Raw genomic sequence first — 18416 nt, 5'->3', positions numbered from 1 at the left:
CGGCGGCGACCGGCGCTTATCCGAAGCGCGCCTTCAGCGCCTCATGCACCGGCGGGGTGACGAATTTGCTCACGTCGCCGCCAAGCCGGGCGATCTCCTTCACCAGCTTCGAGGCGATGGCCTGATGCCGCGCCTCGGCCATGAGGAAGACCGTCTCGACACTGTCGTCGAGCGCGCGGTTCATGCCGACCATCTGGAACTCGTATTCGAAATCGGCCACCGCGCGCAGCCCGCGCACGATGATCTGCGCGCCGACGTCATGGGCGCAGTCGATCAGCAGGTTTTCGAACGGATGTGGCACGATCTCGGTGCCGGTCTGCTCGGAGAGCGCGCGGCATTCGGATTCGATCATCGCAACGCGCTCCTCCAGCGAGAAGAGCGGCCCCTTGTCGCGGTTGATGGCCACCCCGATCACCAGACGGTCGACCAGCGCGGCGGCGCGGCTGATTATGTCCATGTGGCCCAGGGTGATCGGATCGAAGGTGCCGGGGTAAAGACCGATGCGCATGGGGCCTCCTCAGTTTCCCAATTCCCGGCACGCAACAATATTGCCCAAATGAATGCAACCCCGAAAGGCGGCAGATTTGGCGCCAGACACCGCGCCCAGGGAAATTGGCAGCGCAAACATGGGGCTGGCCCCGCATAACCCGCCGGATCCCCGCCTCCGACGCCCGCGCCATGCCGGCCGGGCGCCGCCGGATCCGGCGGCGTGGCTGGCTGGGCTCAATAGCCCATGATCATGCCCTGGAGCGCCTCTTTCTCCATCGCCAGTTCGGAGATATGCGCCTTGACCACGTCGCCGATGGTGATGATCCCGACCATGAGACCGTCCTCGACCACCGGCATGTGACGGAAGCGGCCCTCGGTCATCCGTGCCAGCACCACGTCGCTGTCCTCGGCGCAGGTGCAGGTCTTGACCGTCTTGGTCATCAGTTCCTCGACGCGACTTTCCAGGCAGGTTGCCCCCACCGCCGCGACCTGTCGCACGATGTCGCGCTCGGACAGGATGCCCAGCGGCGTCTGCCCGTCCTCGGAGATCACCACGCCGCCGATGCGGCGCTCTGCCAGCACCTGCGCCGCAGCCGCGACGCTTGTGCCCGGAGCCACCGTGACGACACCGTCATCGGCCTTGTCCTTGAGAATTTGCTGCACCTGCATTCGGCTCTCCTCCAATCGCGTCTCTGCATGTGCATTCAGCGTCCCCGCACTGCGACAATCTGTCAAGTCAGACCTTCGAGCCGGGTCAATTCCCGCCGTACCCCCTGCACCAGTGCGCGGGCAAACGTGTCGAGCCGGCCCAATCTTCGGTCATCGGCATGGCGAATGAGGTAGAAACTGCGCGTGAGCTCCACCCGGTCGGCCAGCACCTTGCGCAGCCCCGGCGCTGCCGGCAGCGCGAAATCGTGCACGATTCCCAGCCCGGCGCTCTGGCGCAGCCAGTGGAACTGCACCGAGACCGAATTCGACGCCAGCCCGACCCGTTCGAGCCCGATATCGGCGAGGTAATCCAGCTCCTTGTCGAAGATCATATCGGGGATATAGCCGACGATGCGGTGATCGCGCAGATCCTCCAGCGTGCGGATCGGCGGGTGCTGCGCCAGATAGGCCTCTGAGGCGGCCAGATGCAGCCGGTAATCGGTGAGCTTCTGCACCACCAGCCGCCCCGCCGTGGGGGCCGAGACGCCGATGGCCAGATCCGCCTCGCGCCGCGACAGGTTGACGATCCGCGGCAGGGCGACGATCTGCACCTCCAGCTCGGGGTTTTCGGCGGCGATCTCCGCCACCACCTGCGGCAGCAGGAAATTGGCGCAGCCATCCGGCGCGCCGATGCGGATCTGCCCCGACATGCCCTCGCCCGCCGCGCCGCGCACCGCCTGCGTGCCCTGCCCCAGCGCCCGCTCGGCGGTCTCGGCATGAGAGAGCAGCCGCGCCCCCGCCTCGGTCAGCGCATAGCCCTGCGGGCTCTTGGCAAAGAGCGGCTGGCCAAGGCTCTCCTCCAGCCGCGCCACGCGACGGCCCACCGTCGCCGGATCCATGCGCAGCGCGCGGCCCGCGCCCGACAGGCTGTCGCCCCGCGCCACGGCAAGGAAAATCCGCAGGTCGTCCCAGTTCTCCCGCATGGCATCCCTCCCGCAGGGTATCCTTTGCGTTTTTGCAAAACCTTTTTGCCCTATTACCTCTGTGATCGGCATTTATGCAAGACTAACCTGCCGCCAAATCATGAAAGACTCCGGAGGATCGACCGTGAAAGAGCTCACCCATTTCATCAACGGCCAGCACGTCAAGGGCACGTCGGGCCGCTTTACCGAGGTGTTCAACCCCGCCACCGGCGAGGCCATCGCCAAGGTGCCGCTGGCCACCGCCGCCGAGCTCGACGAGGCCGTCGCCAAGGCCGCCGAGGCGCAGAAGGCCTGGGGCGCCACCAACCCGCAGCGCCGGGCGCGCGTGATGATGAAATTCGGCGCGCTCATCAACGAGCATATGGACGAGCTGGCCGAGCTGGTCTCGATGGAGCATGGCAAGACCCTGCCCGACGGGCGCGGCGACGTGCAGCGCGGGCTCGAGGTGATCGAGGTCTGCATGGGCGCGCCGCATATGCTCAAGGGCGAGTTCACCAATGATGGCGGCCCGGGCATCGACCTTTATTCCATGCGCCAGCCGCTGGGCGTGGTGGCCGGCATCACCCCGTTCAACTTCCCGGCGATGATTCCGCTGTGGAAGATGGGCCCGGCGCTGGCCTGCGGCAACGCGATGATCCTGAAACCCTCCGAGCGCTGCCCCTCGACCTCGCTGCGCCTCGCCGAGCTGGTGATCGAGGCCGGTCTGCCCGCCGGTGTGCTTCAGGTGGTGAACGGTGACAAGGAGGTGGTCGACGCGATCCTCGACAACGAGACCGTGGCCGGCGTGGGCTTTGTCGGCTCCACCCCGATCGCGCAGTACATCTATGGCCGCGCCGCCAATAACGGCAAGCGCGCGCAATGCTTCGGCGGCGCCAAGAACCACATGATCGTCATGCCCGATGCCGATCTCGACAAGGCGGCGGATGCGCTGGTGGGCGCCGGCTTCGGCGCGGCGGGCGAACGCTGCATGGCGATCTCGGTGGCGGTGCCGGTCGGCAAGGAAACCGCCGACGCGCTGGTCGAAAAGCTGGTGCCGCGCATCGAAAAGCTCAAGGTCGGCCCCTACACCGCCGGCGACGACGTGGATTACGGCCCGGTCATCACCTCCGCCGCCAAGGACCGCATCGAAAAGCTGGTGCAGTCCGGTGTCGATCAGGGCGCCGATCTGGTGGTCGACGGGCGCGGCTTCGAGCTTCAGGGCTATGAGGACGGGTTCTTTGTCGGGCCGTCGATGTTCGACAACGTGACCCCGGATATGGAGATCTACAAGGAGGAGATCTTTGGCCCGGTGCTAAGCCAGGTGCGTGCCGACAGCTACGAAGACGCGCTGAACCTCGTGATCGACAACCCCTATGGCAACGGCACGGCGATCTTTACCGCCGATGGCGACACCGCGCGCGATTTCGCCAACCGGGTGAATGTCGGCATGGTCGGCATCAACTTCCCGATCCCGGTGCCGCTGAGCTATCACACCTTTGGCGGCTGGAAGAAATCCGCCTTCGGCGATCTCAACCAGTACGGCCCCGACGCCTTCCGCTTCTACACCAAGACCAAGACCGTCACCGCGCGCTGGTTCTCGGGCATCAAGGAAGGCGGCGAGTTCAACTTCAAGGCGATGGACTGACCTCTTCCGCCTGTTAAATCGCTGCGCGCCCCGGGGCCTCGACGGCCCGGGGCGTTGCGTTTCAGGGCAGTTAGCGTGTGCCGCCCAGCCCGCCATCGCTGGCAAAGCCGTCGCGCGGGCTCTTGTCCATGCCCCGACCGCTCAGCTCGCCGCGCTCGGACGTTGTTTTCGCCTCGGCGCCCGATGCGGCAACCAGCGTCAGCGCGGCGAGGATCAGCGAGAAAAATGCGATGCGGGTCATGATGCGGTCTCCAAAATGGCGGGTCTCAATCTGGCCAGCAGTGTGCCGCAGGTCCGCGTCTCGTCCTATTCCGGAAAACCAGACCCTTTCGGGGATTGCCTTTTTCGACATATTGCAGACATTTTGACCAAACCGGTCGGGCCAAGGTCACGTCCGGCAGTTCCGTTCCACAGGCCGTTCCCGCATGTCCGTCTCGTTCCGTATCCTGCCCCAGCATGGCATCGTCTATATCCGCTACGAGGGCTTTGCCCTCTTCGACGATACGATCCGCGCGGTCGGCGCCTATACCCAGCATCCAGAGTCGAGCCCGGGGCAGAAACATCTGGTCGACCTGTCGCGCATCACCGGGATCGAGCAGGATTTCGTCAAGCTGATGCAGATCCAGGCGCTCAAGGCAGACGCCTTTATCGGCGGCGGCGCGCAGACGATGATCGTCTATTATGCCCCGACCCCGCTGGCCTTCGAGGTGTCCAAGGTGATCCTGCGTTCCTGGGACGGTATCGACGCCGTCGTCCCGCTGGTCCAGCAAAGCGAGACCGGCACGCTCTCCCTGCTCGGCGTCGGCCTGCCGAGTTTCGCGGCGCTGCTCGAAGGCACCGACTGAGCCGGCAGACCGGAGCGCCGGACCCTGCCTGCACAAGCCTTGTCAGAATCCGCCAGAAAAGATACATTTCACCTACCTGTTTTGGTGTGGTGCATTATGGCTGTAGACGTCTCCGTCTTCGAAAGCCGCAATCTTGCGTATGCCCGTTTTCACGGCAACGTCACCCCTGTGGACAATTTGCGCGCCTTCGACAGCATCCTGATGGACCCCCGCACGCGCTCCGATACCTCCCACCTTGCCGACCTGTCGGCGGTCAACGACATGGAGGCGGATTTTCTGCAAACGCTCTCGCTCGTGGCCACCCAGACCCGGCTGACCGGGCGCGTGCTGCCCGGCACCAGATACGCGGTCTTCGCCCCCGACGACCTCACCTTTGGCGCCGCGCGGATGTTTCACCAGATCGCCGAGACCGCGCTGCCCTATCAGATCGAGGTGTTCCGCCGCGAAGCTCCGGCGCTCGCGCATCTGCGCCAGCCCGAACGCTCGATCTCGGATTTCCTGATCGCCGCCGAATAGCCCGGGCCTTGCCGCAATCGCCGCTCTCTGCTTTGCTGGTCGCGCATGGGCGAGGAGACGCGGATGGATGCGCCGGAATTCAGCCTCGGGATCGAAGAGGAATATCTTCTCGTCGATCGCGACAGCCTGGCGCTGGCCGAGGCGCCCGAGGCTTTGCTTGCCGCCTGTTCCGAAGAGCTCGAAGGCCAGGTCAGCCCCGAATATCTGCAATGCCAGATCGAGATCGGCACCCGCCCCTGCGCCGATATCGCCGCCGCGCGCGAGGATCTGCGCCGCCTGCGCCGCACCGTCTCGACACAGGCCGCGCGGTTCAACCTGACGCCCATCGCCGCCTCCTGCCATCCGCTGGCCGACTGGAAAAACCAGCATCACACCGACAAGGACCGCTATAACGACCTGCGCCGCGATCTCGGCGGCGTCGTGCGGCGCATGCTGATCTGCGGCATGCATGTGCATGTGGGGCTGGGCGACGACAGCCTGCGCGCCGATCTGATGCGCCAGGCGAGCTATTTCCTGCCGCATCTGCTGGCGCTCTCCACCTCCTCGCCGTTCTGGCAGGGGCAGGATACCGGGCTTGCCAGCTACCGCATTTCCGTCTTCGACAACCTGCCGCGCACCGGCTTGCCGCCGAATTTCACCAACTGGCAGGATTACACGCGTTCGGTGCAGGTGCTGGTGGATCTGGGACTGATCGAGGACGCCTCCAAGATCTGGTGGGATCTGCGCCCCTCCTCGCGCTTTCCGACGCTGGAGACGCGGATCATGGATGTGCAGCCGCGGCTCGAGGACACGCTGATGCTGGCGGCGGTGAACCAGTGCCTGATGCGCATGCTCTGGCGGCTGAGGCGACGCAACCAGCGCTGGCGGATCTACGAGAACTTCCTGATCGGCGAAAACCGCTGGCGAGCGCAGCGTTATGGCGTGACCGAGGGGCTGATCGATTTCGGCGCGGCGCGGATCGTGCCCTTCGCCGACCTCGCCGAAGAGCTGATCGCGCTGCTGGCCGAGGATGCCGAGGCGCTCGGCTGCCTGGCCGAGATCGAGCGCATGCGCCGCATCGTGGCCGAGGGCAATTCCTCGATCCGCCAGCGCGCGGCGGCCGAGGCGGCGGGCGGCGACGGCGAGGCCCGGATGCGCGCCGTGGTCGGCCATCTCATCGAGGAGTTCCACGAAGGGATCTGAGGCGCGGCGCGCGGCTCCCTTGCAAGGCCCGCCCCGCCGGGGCACAAGGGCGCCGGCCAGCGCTAGCGGAGACCGCCATGAAGACCTGCATCGTCACCTCCGATTTCTTCGTTCCGGGCGAGACCTTCATCAACCGCCATATCGAACACATCTTCGGCGGCGACACCTGCGTTCTGACGGGCCGGTTCAACGGCACCGATCCGCTGGGCAAGCCGCTCTTCGTGCGCCGCGCCCCCCTCAGCCCCGCCGACAGGCTGCGCGCGCCCTTCGCCATGGGCTGGAACGCCGCGCTGGAAGGCACCGGCCGCCTGCCCTTCGGCGACAACCGCCGCCGCCTCGCCGACTGGCTGCGCGCGGAGAAGGTCGAGGTGATCCTCGCCGAATTCGGCACCCAGGCGCTGGTGGTGGCCAGGCTCGCCACCGAGCTGAACCTGCCGGTCTTCACCTATTTCCGCGGCACCGATGCCAGCTTCGCCCTGCGCTCGCGCCAGATCGTGCGCGCCTACAGGCGCATGATGCCCCGGCTCGACGGGGTGTTCTCGGTCAGCCGGTTCCTGCTCGACAATCTCGCCCGCCACGGCGTCACCCATCACAATGCGCATGTGGTGCCCTCCGGCGTCGATATCCGCCGCTTCACCCCCGGCGAGAAACGCCCCGGCTCCTTCCTCGCCGTGGGTCGCATGGTGGAGAAAAAGGCCCCCGAGGTCACGCTGCGCGCCTTTGCCAAGGCCGCGCAGGGCCGCGAGGCGCATCTCACCTTCATCGGAGACGGCCCGCTGCTCGATCCCTGCAAGGCGCTCGCCGCCGAGCTCGGCATCGCCGCGCAGGTGACCTTCACCGGCGCCCTGCCGCATGACGCGGTGCGCGAACATCTCGCCACCACCGAGACCTTCCTCCAGCATTCGGTCACCGCCGCGAACGGCAATACCGAGGGCCTGCCCACCGCCATCCAGGAGGCGCTGGCCTGCGGCTGCATCACGCTGTCCACCTGGCATGCCGGCATCCCCGAGGCGGTGGAGGACGGCGTCAACGGGCTGCTGGTGCCGGAATGGGACGAGGCGGGCTTTGCCGCGCGCATCGCGCAGCTGCTCGACATGTCCGACCGCAGCGCCATGACCCGCGCCGCCCGCGACACGGCGGTGGCGAAATTCGACAATGCGGTGCTGCTCGAGAAGGTCGAAACCGTGATCCGCGACCGGCTCGCCGCCCGCGCCCGCGCCTGACCTCCGCGCGCCCCGCCCCTTCATCTTTCTGAAAATACTCAAAAAATCCCGCCGCGCTGCCGCTGCCACCCGCGCCGCGCGCGCCGCAGGCGCGCGCGCCTGGCGACGAGGCCCCGCCTCGGCGCAATCCCTGCCGCTTGCCCTTGCATCCCGTGGCGACTCCCGGCACATTATGAACAATCGTTCAATTTCCATCTTGGCGGGGAGGAGCCCATATGGATTTCGCACTGAGCGAAGAGCAAACGGCCATTTTCGATATGGCCTACGGGTTCGGGCAGGAGCATATCGCGCCCTATGCCCGCGACTGGGAGGCACAGGGCAGCATTCCGAAGGAGCTCTGGCCCGAGATTGGCGCGCTGGGGCTCGGCGGGATCTATGTGAGCGAGGCGAACGGCGGCTCGGGGCTCACCCGGCTCGATGCGACGCTGGTCTTCGAGGCGCTCAGCATGGCCTGCCCCTCGGTCGCCTCCTTCCTGTCGATCCACAATATGTGCGCCCGGATGATCGACGCCTACGGCTCTGACGACCTGCGCGCGCGCTACCTGCCGAAGGCGCTGACCATGGAGACCGTGCTCTCCTATTGCCTGACAGAGCCGGGCGCCGGCTCCGACGCGGCGGCGCTGAAGACCCGCGCGGAAAAGACCGACACGGGCTACAGCCTGACCGGCACCAAGGCCTTCATCTCCGGCGGCGGCTATTCCGATGCCTATGTGGTCATGGCCCGCAGCGGCGGCGAGGGCCCGCGCGGGGTCTCGGCCATCGTGGTCGAGGACGACGCGCCGGGGCTCAGCTTCGGCGGGCTCGAGGACAAGATGGGCTGGCGCTCGCAGCCGACCCGGCAGGTGCAGTTCGACGCGGTGGCGGTGCCGGCGGCGAACCTGCTCGGCGAGGAGGGCAAGGGGTTCAATTACGCCATGGCCGGGCTCGATGGCGGGCGGCTCAATATCTCCGCCTGTAGCCTCGGCGCCGCACAGGCGGCGCTCGACGCGACACTGGCTTATATGGCCGAGCGCGAGGCGTTCGGGCAGAGCATCGACCGCTTCCAGGCGCTGCAATTCCGGCTGGCGGATATGGAGATCGAGTTGCAGGCGGCGCGCACCTTCCTGCGTCAGGCGGCGTGGAAACTCGACCAAGGCGCGCCGGATGCGACGAAATTCTGTGCCATGGCAAAGAAATTCGTCACCGAGGCGGGCAGCAGGGTTGCCGATCAATGCCTGCAACTGCATGGCGGGTATGGATATCTCGCCGATTACGGGATCGAGAAGATCGTGCGCGACCTGCGCGTGCACCAGATCCTCGAAGGCACCAACGAAATCATGCGGCTGATCGTGGCCCGCACGCTGGTCGCACGATGACCGGCGGGGCGCGCACCAAATCTCTTCGAAGAGATTTGCAAAATCCTTCGAAGGATTTTGCCGCCAACGGAAAGACCTGTTCATGACCGACATTCGCACAGACATCGAGGGCCGCGCCGGGCGCATCACCCTCACCCGTCCCAAGGCGCTCAACGCGCTCGACCACGACATGTGCCTCGCGATCGAGGCGGCGCTCGACGCCTGGCGCGACGATCCGCAGGTCTCGCTGGTGATGATCGACGCCGAGGGCGAGCGCGCCTTCTGCGCCGGCGGCGATATCGCAGCGGTCTACCGCGCCGGGCTTGCCGGCGATTACGAGGCCGGACGGGCTTTCTGGCGCGACGAATATCGCATGAACGCCAAGCTCGCCGAGTATCCCAAGCCGGTGATCAGCTTCCTGCACGGCTTCGTCATGGGCGGCGGCGTCGGGCTCGGCGGGCATTGTTCGCACCGCGTGGTCGGCGAGAGCGCGCAGATCGCCATGCCGGAATGCGGCATCGGTTTCGTGCCCGATGTCGGCGGCTCGCTGCTGCTGGCGCGCGCGCCGGGCGGGCTCGGCGCCTATCTCGGCCTGACGGCGGCGCGCATGGGCCCGGGAGACGCGCTGCATGCGGGCTTTGCCGATTGCTTCATCCCCGAATCCCGCTGGCCGGCACTGAAACAGACGCTTGCGGAAACCGGCGACGTGGCCGCGCTGGACGCCGCCGCCGACACCCTGCCCGCAAGTCCGCTCGCCGCCGCGCAGCCGGAGATCGACACGCTTTTCGCCGCCGGCCCGCTGGCGGAGATCGCCGCGCGGCTGGACCAGGCGGAGGGCGAGATCGCAGACCCCGCGCGCAAGGCGGTGGCGCGCAACTCGCCGCTCTCCATGGCGCTGACGCTGGAGATGCTCGACCGGCTGCGCGCGCAAGAGAGCGATATCCGCAGCGCGCTGCGGCAGGAATACCGGGTCTCGCACCGCGCGGCGGAGATGGGCGACTTCCTCGAGGGCGTGCGCGCGCAGATCATCGACAAGGACCGCAACCCGCGCTGGCGCTACGCTCTGGAGGAGATCACCCCCGAACTGATCGCGGGGTTCCTGGCGCCGCTGGGCGCGGACGAACTGGCGCTGTGACGCGCCGCCGAGGGAGGAGAAAGACATGAAGATCGGATTTATCGGGCTGGGCAATATGGGCGCGCCGATGGCCGCCAATCTGGCGAAAGCCGGCCATGAGGTCACCGGCTTCGACGTGGCGGGCGCCACGGCGGAAGGCGTGGCACAGGCCGCCAGCGGGCCGGAGGCGGTGAAAGACGCCGAGGTGGTCATCACCATGCTGCCCAACGGCGCCATCCTGCGCGATGTCGCCTCCGAGCTGATCCCCGCCATGGCGCCGAGCGCGGTGTTCCTCGACTGCTCGACCGTGGATGTGGAAAGCGCCCGCGCGGTGGCCGAAGAGGCCGAGGCCGCAGGGCTCGGCGCGCTCGACGCGCCGGTCTCCGGCGGCATCGGCGGCGCGGCCGGCGGCACGCTGACCTTCATGGTCGGCGGCTCCGAGGCGGCCTTTGCCACCGCCAAGCCGCTCTTCGACATCATGGGGCAAAAGGCGGTGCATTGCGGCCCCTCGGGCAATGGTCAGGCGGCAAAGATCTGCAACAACATGATCCTCGGCGTCACCATGATCGCCACCTGCGAGGCCTTTGCGCTGGCCGACAAGTTGGGGCTTTCGCGCGAGGCGATGTTCGACGTGGTCTCCACCTCCTCGGGCTATAGCTGGTCGATGAACGCCTATTGCCCCGCCCCGGGCGTCGGGCCGCAATCGCCGTCGGACAATGGCTACAAACCGGGCTTTGCCGCCGAGCTGATGCTGAAGGATCTGGGCCTCTCGCAGCAGGCCGCCGAGGCCGCCGATGCCGACACCCCCATGGGCGCCGCGGCGTTGTCGCTCTACAAGAGCTTCGTCGAGGACGAGGGCGGCAAGGGCATGGATTTCTCGGCCATGCTGCCGAGGTTCGAGAAACGCGGGCGCGGCTAAGCCGCACCTGCGGGCTCTGGACCCTGCCCGCATCGCCTGACACTCTGCGCGCATGTCCAAGACCAGCCCCGTCGCAGCCCACCTGCCGCCGCTTGCGCCCGAGACCCTCGCGGCGCTCGACCGGCTTCCCGTCGCCGAACTGCCGCAGGGCAGCGTGCTGTTCCGCCCCGGCGATCCGGTGCAGGGGTTTGTCATCGTGCTCTCGGGCCGGGTCGAGGTTTTCCTGACCGGCCCCAGCGGGCGCGAGATCCTGCTTTACGCGGTCGAGCCCGGCCAGAGCTGCGTGCAGTCGACGCTGGGGCTGCTCGGCGACGAGACCTATTCCGGCGAGGCGGTCACCCGCCGCGCCTGCCGGCTGGTGATGATCCCCCGCGCGCTGTTCCTGCGGCTCATGGAGAGCGACGCGGCGTTTCGCAGCTTTGTCTTCCGCGCCTTCGCGGAGCGCATGCAGACCATGATGCATCTGCTTGAAAAGGTGGCGTTTCAGCGGGTCGAATGCCGGCTGGCGCAGGCGCTTCTCGACGGCGCGACCGATGGCACATTGCGCGCCACCCATGCCGAGATCGCCACCACGATCGGCTCCGCCCGCGAGGTGGTCTCGCGCCGGCTCGACGCGCTGGCGCGGCGCGGTATCGTGGCGCTCGACCGGGGCGCGGTGCGGCTGCTCGACATGGACACGCTGCGCATTCTGGCCGAATCCAGCGCGAGCTGACCCCGCAAGACAGACCCTTTCAGCAGTCGATTCCGCCGCGCGACCCTGTTAGGAAGGCCGGAAAAGGACGTATTACATGGTCACGCTCGACATCTTCTCCGATCCGATCTGCCCCTGGTGCTATATCGGCAAGGCCTATCTCGACCGCGCCTTGCAGGACGCTCCGGACCACCCGTTCACCCTGCGCTGGCGCACCTTCATGCTGAACCCGCAAATGCCCGCCGAGGGCATGGAGCGGCGCGCCTATCTCGAAGACAAGTTCGGCGGCAAGGAGGGCGCGGTGGAGGCCTATATGCCGGTGGCCGAACATGCCGCGCAGGCGGGGGTGGAGATCAATCTCGACGCCATCGAACGCACGCCCTCGACACTGGACGCGCAGCGGCTGATCCACTGGGCGGGCATCGAAGGCGTGCAGACGCCGGTGGTCTCGGCGCTGTTCCGCGCCTATTTCGTCGACGGCCGCGATATCGGCAGCCGCGAGGTGCTGGGCGATATCGCCGATAGCTGCGGGCTGGATGCAAGCCTGATCCTGCGGCTGCTGGCCTCCGATGCCGACCGCAAGGAAGTGGTCGAGATGGACGCGGCGGCGCGCGGCATGGGGGTGACCTCGGTGCCGACCTTCGTGGTTGCCGGCCAGCACGCGGTGCCGGGCGCGCAGCCCTCCGATCTCTGGGCGCGGGTGATCGCCGAGCTGAAGGAGGGCGGCGCGCAGGCGGCGGCGCTGGCCTGACGAAGAGGCGCGGCGGGGATGAAACGGCTGCGCATCCTGACGCTCGTGGCGACGGTGCTGGGCATCATCGCCATCGGCACGGTCTATTTTCACCTCATCGAAGGCTGGAGCTGGCTCGACTCTTATTTCTTCACCGTGGTGACGCTCTCGACCGTGGGATATGGCAATCACATCCCGGTGACGGTGGCGGGCAAGATCGGCACCACCGTCTTTATCCTGCTCGGGCTCGGCATCTTTGCCGTCGCGGTGCAGCAGTTCGGCCTCTTTGCCATGCGCAAGCGCGAGGAGCATACCGAGTGGCTGATCGCCAAGCTCGGCCGGGAGGCAGCGAACGAGGATGTGCCGGAGCCAGAACCGGACGCACACAAACGACCCGGCACCGACGAGTGATCCGACCAAGCCATGCGTCAGGCGCATAGCGGACTTCCGCCTGGCATCGGGTGAAACACGCTTGTGTTGCGGAACCGATTTCCGATAGCCCGGTTGATAGCGATAAACCGCTTTCCCCACGCCATGCGAAAATCCTAGCCGGCGGGTCCGTTTCACCAAGGATTGCAGATTTCATGCGTTCAGTTCCAGGACGAGTTGAGTTCATCGCACTGCTGGCGATGCTGTTTGCCACCATTGCGTTTTCCATCGACGCCATGCTGCCCGCCCTGCCCGAGATCGGACAGGAGCTGACACCCGACGATATCAACCGCGCGCAGCTTGTGATCACCAGTTTCGTGCTGGGCATGGGGCTGGGCACGCTCTTTACCGGGCCGCTCTCGGACACGTTCGGGCGCAAGCCGGTGATCCTCGGCGGCGCGGCGCTCTATATCACCATGTCGCTGGTCGCGGCGCGCGCGGAGACGCTGGAAATGCTGCTGCTGGCGCGACTGGTGCAGGGTCTGGGCGCCGCCGGGCCGCGCGTCGTGGCGCTGGCCATCGTCCGCGACCTGCATTCGGGCCGGGCCATGGCGCGGATCATGTCCTTTGTGATGACGGTCTTCACCCTCTTCCCGGCGCTCGCGCCCTCCATGGGCGCGGTGATCATCGAGCTTTCCAGTTGGCGCGGGATCTTTGTCGCCTTCGTGATCTTCTCCTCCGTCGCCTCGCTCTGGCTGATGATCCGCCTGCCCGAGACGCTGCCGCGCGAAAACCGCCGCCCGTTCCGGTTCTCCGTGCTCTGGGCGGCAACGCGCGAGCTGGTGGGCCACCCGATCGTACGCATCTCGATCACCGTGCAGTCGCTGGTCATGGCGATGCTGTTCTCGCTGATCTCCAACGTACAGCAGATCTACGATATCAGCTTCGGACGCGGCGACAGCTTTCCGATCTGGTTCGGCGCCATCGCGGTGCTGGCCGCCAGCGGCAGCGTGCTGAACGCAAGGCTGGTGATGCGGCTGGGCATGCGCTTTCTGATCACCGCGATGCTGATTGTTCAGGTCGTCACCTCGGGGCTGGCGCTGCTGCTTTTCGTCGGCGGCGTGCCCGGGAATATCGGCTTTGCGGTGTTCCTGATCTGGCAGTTCTCGCTGTTCTTCCAGATGGGGCTGGTCGTGGGCAATGTGAACGCGCTGGCCATGGAGCCGGTGGGCCATATTGCCGGGCTCGCCGCCTCGATCATCGGCGCGGTCTCGACCGTGCTGGCGGTGCTGATCGCGGTGCCCAATGCGCTGATGTTCGACGGCACGCCGGTGCCGCTGGCCTCCGGCATCTTTGTCGAGGCGGTTCTGGCGCTGCTGCTGATGCGCTGGCTGGCACGGATCGAGGCGGCCCAGCCCGCCTGAAGTGGGTCGCGCCGGTCGACTGGCTGCGCAAATCTCAGCCGATGTGACGCGAAAATCACCGCCCGGCCCCGTCTCACCCGGACGGGCGCCGGGCTTTTCGTAGCAAAGTCATGACAATTTGGTATACAAAGGCATACACACCTTTTCGCATGGCGATTTCTGCGCTACAGCATGGGCATCCACAGCAATCGCCATGAAAGGTGCACCGCATGTCGAAGATCAAGGTCGAGAACCCGATCGTCGAGATGGACGGGGACGAGATGACCCGTATCATCTGGGATTTCATCAAGAAAAAGCTGATCCTGCCCTATCTGGACATCGACCTGCTTTACTACGATCTCGGCATCGAGAGCCGCGACGAGACCAATGACCAGATCACCATCGACGCCGCCGAAAAGACCAAGGAGGTCGGTGTCGCGGTGAAATGCGCCACGATCACCCCCGACGAGGCGCGAGTCGAGGAGTTCGGCCTCAAGAAGATGTGGAAATCGCCCAATGGCACGATCCGCAACATCCTCGGCGGCGTGGTGTTCCGGCAACCGATCATCTGCAAGAACGTGCCCCGTCTGGTGCCCGGCTGGACCAGGCCCATCGTGATCGGCCGCCATGCCTTTGGCGACCAGTACAAGGCCACCGACATGAAATTCCCCGGGCCCGGCACGCTGACGATGAAATTCGTCGGCGACGACGGCACGGAGATCGAGGAAGAGGTCTACAAGGCGCCGTCCTCGGGCGTCTACATGGGGATGTATAATCTCGACGAGTCCATCGCGGATTTCGCCCGCGCCTCGATGAACTATGCGCTGGATCTGGGCTGGCCGCTGTACCTCTCGACCAAGAACACCATTCTCAAGCAATATGACGGTCAGTTCCTGCTGACCTTCCAGAAGATCTTTGACGAGGAATTCGCCGACAAGTTCAAGGCCAAAGGCATCTGGTACGAACACCGGCTGATCGACGACATGGTCGCCTGCTGCATGAAGTGGAATGGCGGCTTTGTCTGGGCCTGCAAGAACTACGATGGCGACGTGCAGTCCGACACCGTGGCGCAGGGCTTCGGCTCGCTCGGGCTGATGACCTCGCAACTGATGACGCCGGATGGCAAGATCGTCGAGGCCGAGGCGGCGCATGGCACGGTGACCCGGCATTATCGCCAGCATCAGGAGGGCAAGTCGACCTCGACCAACTCCATCGCCTCGATCTTCGCCTGGACCGGCGGGCTCAAGCACCGCGCCAAGCTCGACGGCAACGAGGCGCTGATGACCTTTGCCACGACGCTGGAAAAGGTCATCGTCGACACCGTGGAAGCGGGCTGGATGACCAAGGATCTGGCGCTGCTGGTGGGGCCGGATCAGAAATGGCTGACCACCATGGGCTTCCTCGAAAAGATCGACGAGAACCTGAACAAGGCGCTGGCCGGCTGAGCCGGCGACAAATTCCTTCGAAGGAATTTGCACAAGTCTTCGAAGACTTTTGCGCCGGGCGACCAGATCCGGCAAAGGTATCCGGCGCGACGCAGGTGGGCGGGTCTGCCCACCTGCCCCGCAGATCGCCCTCGGCAACGCCATATATCCGCGCGACGCGGGGTTACGCGTGAAGGTGCTTGACCGGTCTGCTTGCCCGCGTCATGGCTCATGACATGCTGCTTCTCGACAATCCCCCGCCGGACCGGCACACGCTCTGGGAGGACATCCAGGCCATCGTCACCGGCACCACGCTGGTGGCGCTGTCGATCCAGTTCCTGCGCGCCTCCGAGCTCTTCACCGGGCAGATCGCCGGCCTGTCGCTGGTGCTCTCCTATCCGACCGGCCTGCCCTTCGGCGCGATCTTCTTCATCCTCAACCTGCCCTTCTACCTGCTGGCGATCCGCCAGCTCGGCTGGCGCTTCACCATCAAGAGCTTCCTCTCGGTGGCACTGATGGCCAGCATCGCCGAAAGCCTGCCGCTGGTGCTGACGATCAACCGTCTGCACCCGGCGCTCGGCGCGGGGCTCTCGGGCATGCTGGCGGGGGTCGGTCTGCTGCTGCTGTTCCGGCACGGCGCCACGCTCGGCGGCGTCGGCATCGTGGCGCTCTGGGCACAGGACACGCGCGGCATCAAGGCCGGGCATGTGCAGCTGGGCTTCGATCTCTGCGTCTTCGCGCTGGCGCTGTTCCTCTTCGACTGGGAACAGGTGCTCTGGTCGCTCTTCGGCGCGGTGGTGCTGAACCTGCTGATCACCGTCAATCACCGCCGCGACCGCTATATCGCGCGGTCCTGACTGGCGCGCCGCCCCCGTGGGGAACCGGGGACGGCGCCACCCCGGGGTCAGCCCTCTTCGGGCAGCGACCCCAGTTCCCGGGCGTCCGCGACCTCCTCTTCGCTCAGAAGACCGTCGCCATCGGTATCCATGGACATGAACCCGTCGGTCGAGACCTCGGGCCAGACCGCCTGCACCTCGCTCACCGTCAGCATGCCGTCACCGTTCACATCCGCCTCTTCGGCCGCAAAGGCCGGCAGCGCGGCGGTGGCGGCGGTTGCGGCAAAAGCGACGGCGGTCAGGATCTGCTTGGTCATGTGAGTACTCCCTTCAGGGTCGTGGTTGATGACGAAAGCGCCACTCCCGGCGGCTTTCACAAGGTAAGAGGCGCGAGCGGCGGTTTGCGTTCCCCTGTTTCGCGCCCCGCCCCGAAACGCGCGGCCCGCCGCCGAAACCGGCCGCCAGCTGCGCGGCGCATCGCCCAAACAAGGCGGGGGAAAGCCGCTCGGCGGAATTCCCCCCTCTGGCCGGGGATTTTCCCGCCGTCATAGTGCCTTGCATGGATATGACCCGTGACACGCTCAGCCGCCTGCGCGCCCGCGCCCGCCGCCTGATCCCTTGCTCCGCCGAGGCGGAGGATCTCGTCCAGGACGCGCTCCTGGGCTATCTCGAACGATCTGAGCACGGCGCCGAGATCGCGGCGCCGCTGCCCTATATGATGACCGCACTGCGCCACGGCGCCCGGGCGCAGCGACGCCGGGCGGAGCGTCTTTCGCCGCTCGACAGCGCCGGCGAGCCACAGACCGGGGATGCCGAGCTGCCCTGCTTCACCGGTGAGGTGCTGCGCGCGGTGGAGCGGCTGCCCGAGCCCGACCGCGCCCTGCTCCGCCGGGTCATCGCGGGCGAGACACAGCCGGCGGCCCTGGCACGCGACATGGGGCTGCCGCCGGGCACGGTGATGTCGCGCCTGGCTCGCGCCCGCCGCCGCCTGCGTGCCGCACTTGGGGAGGACGCATGGTAGGGTGGGCAATCTGCCCACCGCCCCCGAAACATGAAAAAAAGCGCGCCGTAAACCCGGCGCGCTTCCCTGCAATCACATTCCGCGCCCGACCGGGCGCACCGCCTCAGAGCGAGGCCTGATAGATCTTGTCGATATTGCTGCCGAGCAGACCGTTGAACGCGTCATCCGACTGCTTCTTCGACAGGCCCTCGGCCAGCGCGCGGCTGAAGGAAGCGATCATCTTCGGCTGTTTGGCGAGCTTTTCGCAGGCCACATCGGTCGAATAGCCGCCCGACAGCGCCACCACGCGCACCACGCGCGGATGATCGGCCAGCTCGTCGTAAAGACCGTCCACCGAGGGGATCGTCAGCTTCAGCATCACGTCGTCGCCCTCGGGCAGCGCGTCGAGCTCGGCCTTGATCGCCGCCTTCAGCATCTCCTCGGCCTCGGACTTGGTGGGCGAATTGATGTCAACCTCGGGCTCGATGATCGGCACCAGACCGGCGGCGACCACGGTCTTGCCCACTTCGAACTGCTGCGCGACCACGGCCTTGATCCCGGCCTCATTGGCCTCGTGGATCACCGAACGCTCCTTGGTGCCGAAGATGCCAAAGGTGGCCTTGGCCTCGGCCAGCAGCTCTTCCAGCCCCGGCATCGGCTTCATCAGCTGCACGCCGTCTGCCTTGTCGGCCAGCCCCTTGTCGATCTTCAGGAAGGGCACGACGCCGCGCTTTTCCCAGAGATACTGCGCGGTCGGGATGCCTTCGATCTCCGCACGCATGGTGCGCTCGAAGAGGATCGCGCCCAGCACCTTGGCGTCGGTGAAGTCCGGCGCGGTGATGATGCGGGTGCGCATCTTGTGGATCTCGCCATACATCTCGGCTTCGCCGTTGTATTCGTCTTCTTCCACGCCGTAGAGCTTCAGCGCCTTCGGGGTCGATCCGCCCGACTGATCGAGTGCGGCGATAAAGCCCTGGCCCGTCGCCATCTTCTGTTTCTGTTCGTCGAAAACGCTCATGAGGAACCCTCTCTCCCATGCTGAAAATGCCTGTTGCGACAGGCATAAACCAAGGCCACGGGGTTGGA

The 18416-nt window shown here is 66.3% G+C and carries 21 protein-coding genes; 15 read left to right on the top strand and 6 right to left on the bottom strand.

What is annotated here, in order from left to right; genetic code table 11:
• Positions 1–16 precede the first annotated feature (16 nt).
• The 3 genes from coaD to Ga0080574_RS20525 form a co-directional block, all read right to left on the bottom strand.
• Entirely contained in the window at positions 17–508 is a 492-nt protein-coding gene (coaD, locus tag Ga0080574_RS20535; protein WP_076703849.1) for a pantetheine-phosphate adenylyltransferase, read from the bottom strand.
• Between the two features lie 215 nt (positions 509–723).
• Complete coding sequence (locus Ga0080574_RS20530; RefSeq protein WP_076703846.1) at positions 724–1158, bottom strand: CBS domain-containing protein; 435 nt, start codon at positions 1156–1158, stop codon at positions 724–726.
• A 62-nt stretch (positions 1159–1220) separates the two neighbouring features.
• A complete protein-coding gene (locus tag Ga0080574_RS20525) occupies positions 1221–2120 on the bottom strand; it encodes a LysR family transcriptional regulator (protein ID WP_076703843.1) in 900 nt (299 codons plus the stop codon).
• A 124-nt stretch (positions 2121–2244) separates the two neighbouring features.
• Here Ga0080574_RS20525 and Ga0080574_RS20520 point away from each other — a divergent pair, with 124 nt between their 5' ends.
• Entirely contained in the window at positions 2245–3744 is a 1500-nt protein-coding gene (locus Ga0080574_RS20520) for a CoA-acylating methylmalonate-semialdehyde dehydrogenase (RefSeq protein WP_076703840.1), read from the top strand.
• Between the two features lie 70 nt (positions 3745–3814).
• On the opposite strand, the gene Ga0080574_RS26050 is transcribed toward Ga0080574_RS20520, so the two are convergent.
• Positions 3815–3985, bottom strand: a complete 171-nt coding sequence (locus Ga0080574_RS26050) for a hypothetical protein (RefSeq protein ID WP_156876418.1) — start codon at positions 3983–3985, stop codon at positions 3815–3817.
• Positions 3986–4169: 184 nt separating this feature from the next.
• On the opposite strand from Ga0080574_RS26050, the gene Ga0080574_RS20515 reads away from it, so the two are divergent.
• The 13 genes from Ga0080574_RS20515 to Ga0080574_RS20455 all read left to right on the top strand — a co-directional run bounded on the left by Ga0080574_RS20515 (position 4170) and on the right by Ga0080574_RS20455 (position 16351).
• The gene (locus Ga0080574_RS20515) at positions 4170–4589 is read left to right on the top strand and encodes a hypothetical protein (RefSeq protein WP_076703837.1); all 420 of its coding nucleotides are present in this window, start codon (positions 4170–4172) and stop codon (positions 4587–4589) included.
• Between the two features lie 96 nt (positions 4590–4685).
• Entirely contained in the window at positions 4686–5105 is a 420-nt protein-coding gene (locus tag Ga0080574_RS20510; RefSeq protein ID WP_076703834.1) for a hypothetical protein, read from the top strand.
• A 63-nt stretch (positions 5106–5168) separates the two neighbouring features.
• Positions 5169–6287, top strand: coding sequence for a carboxylate-amine ligase (locus Ga0080574_RS20505; protein ID WP_076703831.1), 1119 nt, complete (start codon positions 5169–5171; stop codon positions 6285–6287).
• Between the two features lie 77 nt (positions 6288–6364).
• A complete protein-coding gene (locus Ga0080574_RS20500) occupies positions 6365–7510 on the top strand; it encodes a glycosyltransferase (RefSeq protein ID WP_076703828.1) in 1146 nt (381 codons plus the stop codon).
• 215 nt (positions 7511–7725) lie between these two features.
• Positions 7726–8865: an acyl-CoA dehydrogenase family protein gene (locus Ga0080574_RS20495; RefSeq protein WP_076703825.1), complete on the top strand. Its 1140-nt coding sequence runs from the start codon at positions 7726–7728 to the stop codon at positions 8863–8865.
• A gap of 82 nt (positions 8866–8947) precedes the next feature.
• Complete coding sequence (locus tag Ga0080574_RS20490; RefSeq protein WP_076703822.1) at positions 8948–9979, top strand: enoyl-CoA hydratase/isomerase family protein; 1032 nt, start codon at positions 8948–8950, stop codon at positions 9977–9979.
• Between the two features lie 25 nt (positions 9980–10004).
• On the top strand, positions 10005–10877 hold the full coding sequence (mmsB, locus tag Ga0080574_RS20485) for a 3-hydroxyisobutyrate dehydrogenase (RefSeq protein WP_076703819.1): 873 nt from the start codon (positions 10005–10007) through the stop codon (positions 10875–10877).
• Between the two features lie 52 nt (positions 10878–10929).
• Positions 10930–11589 (top strand): Crp/Fnr family transcriptional regulator, encoded by a 660-nt coding sequence (locus tag Ga0080574_RS20480; RefSeq protein WP_076703816.1) that lies wholly within the window; start codon positions 10930–10932, stop codon positions 11587–11589.
• Positions 11590–11665: 76 nt separating this feature from the next.
• The gene (locus Ga0080574_RS20475) at positions 11666–12319 is read left to right on the top strand and encodes a DsbA family oxidoreductase (RefSeq protein WP_076703813.1); all 654 of its coding nucleotides are present in this window, start codon (positions 11666–11668) and stop codon (positions 12317–12319) included.
• An 18-nt stretch (positions 12320–12337) separates the two neighbouring features.
• Positions 12338–12709, top strand: coding sequence for a potassium channel family protein (locus tag Ga0080574_RS20470; protein ID WP_076703810.1), 372 nt, complete (start codon positions 12338–12340; stop codon positions 12707–12709).
• A gap of 173 nt (positions 12710–12882) precedes the next feature.
• Positions 12883–14091: a multidrug effflux MFS transporter gene (locus tag Ga0080574_RS20465; protein ID WP_076703807.1), complete on the top strand. Its 1209-nt coding sequence runs from the start codon at positions 12883–12885 to the stop codon at positions 14089–14091.
• 209 nt (positions 14092–14300) lie between these two features.
• Positions 14301–15515, top strand: coding sequence for an NADP-dependent isocitrate dehydrogenase (locus Ga0080574_RS20460; protein ID WP_076703804.1), 1215 nt, complete (start codon positions 14301–14303; stop codon positions 15513–15515).
• 215 nt (positions 15516–15730) lie between these two features.
• Positions 15731–16351, top strand: a complete 621-nt coding sequence (locus Ga0080574_RS20455) for a YitT family protein (protein ID WP_076703801.1) — start codon at positions 15731–15733, stop codon at positions 16349–16351.
• Positions 16352–16398: 47 nt separating this feature from the next.
• On the opposite strand, the gene Ga0080574_RS20450 is transcribed toward Ga0080574_RS20455, so the two are convergent.
• Positions 16399–16647, bottom strand: coding sequence for an EF-hand domain-containing protein (locus Ga0080574_RS20450; RefSeq protein WP_076703798.1), 249 nt, complete (start codon positions 16645–16647; stop codon positions 16399–16401).
• Between the two features lie 242 nt (positions 16648–16889).
• On the opposite strand from Ga0080574_RS20450, the gene Ga0080574_RS20445 reads away from it, so the two are divergent.
• On the top strand, positions 16890–17351 hold the full coding sequence (locus tag Ga0080574_RS20445; RefSeq protein ID WP_076703795.1) for an RNA polymerase sigma factor: 462 nt from the start codon (positions 16890–16892) through the stop codon (positions 17349–17351).
• Positions 17352–17454: 103 nt separating this feature from the next.
• Here the strand turns inward: Ga0080574_RS20445 and Ga0080574_RS20440 are convergent, their stop codons facing one another.
• Positions 17455–18348, bottom strand: a complete 894-nt coding sequence (locus Ga0080574_RS20440) for a fructose bisphosphate aldolase (RefSeq protein WP_076703792.1) — start codon at positions 18346–18348, stop codon at positions 17455–17457.
• Between the last annotated feature and the right edge of the window lie 68 nt (positions 18349–18416).

The sequence above is a fragment of the Salipiger abyssi genome (assembly GCF_001975705.1).
GTDB lineage: Bacteria > Pseudomonadota > Alphaproteobacteria > Rhodobacterales > Rhodobacteraceae > Salipiger > Salipiger abyssi.
The sequence above is the reverse complement of the archived record's forward strand: the minus strand, read 5'-3'. Positions and strand labels throughout refer to the sequence as shown.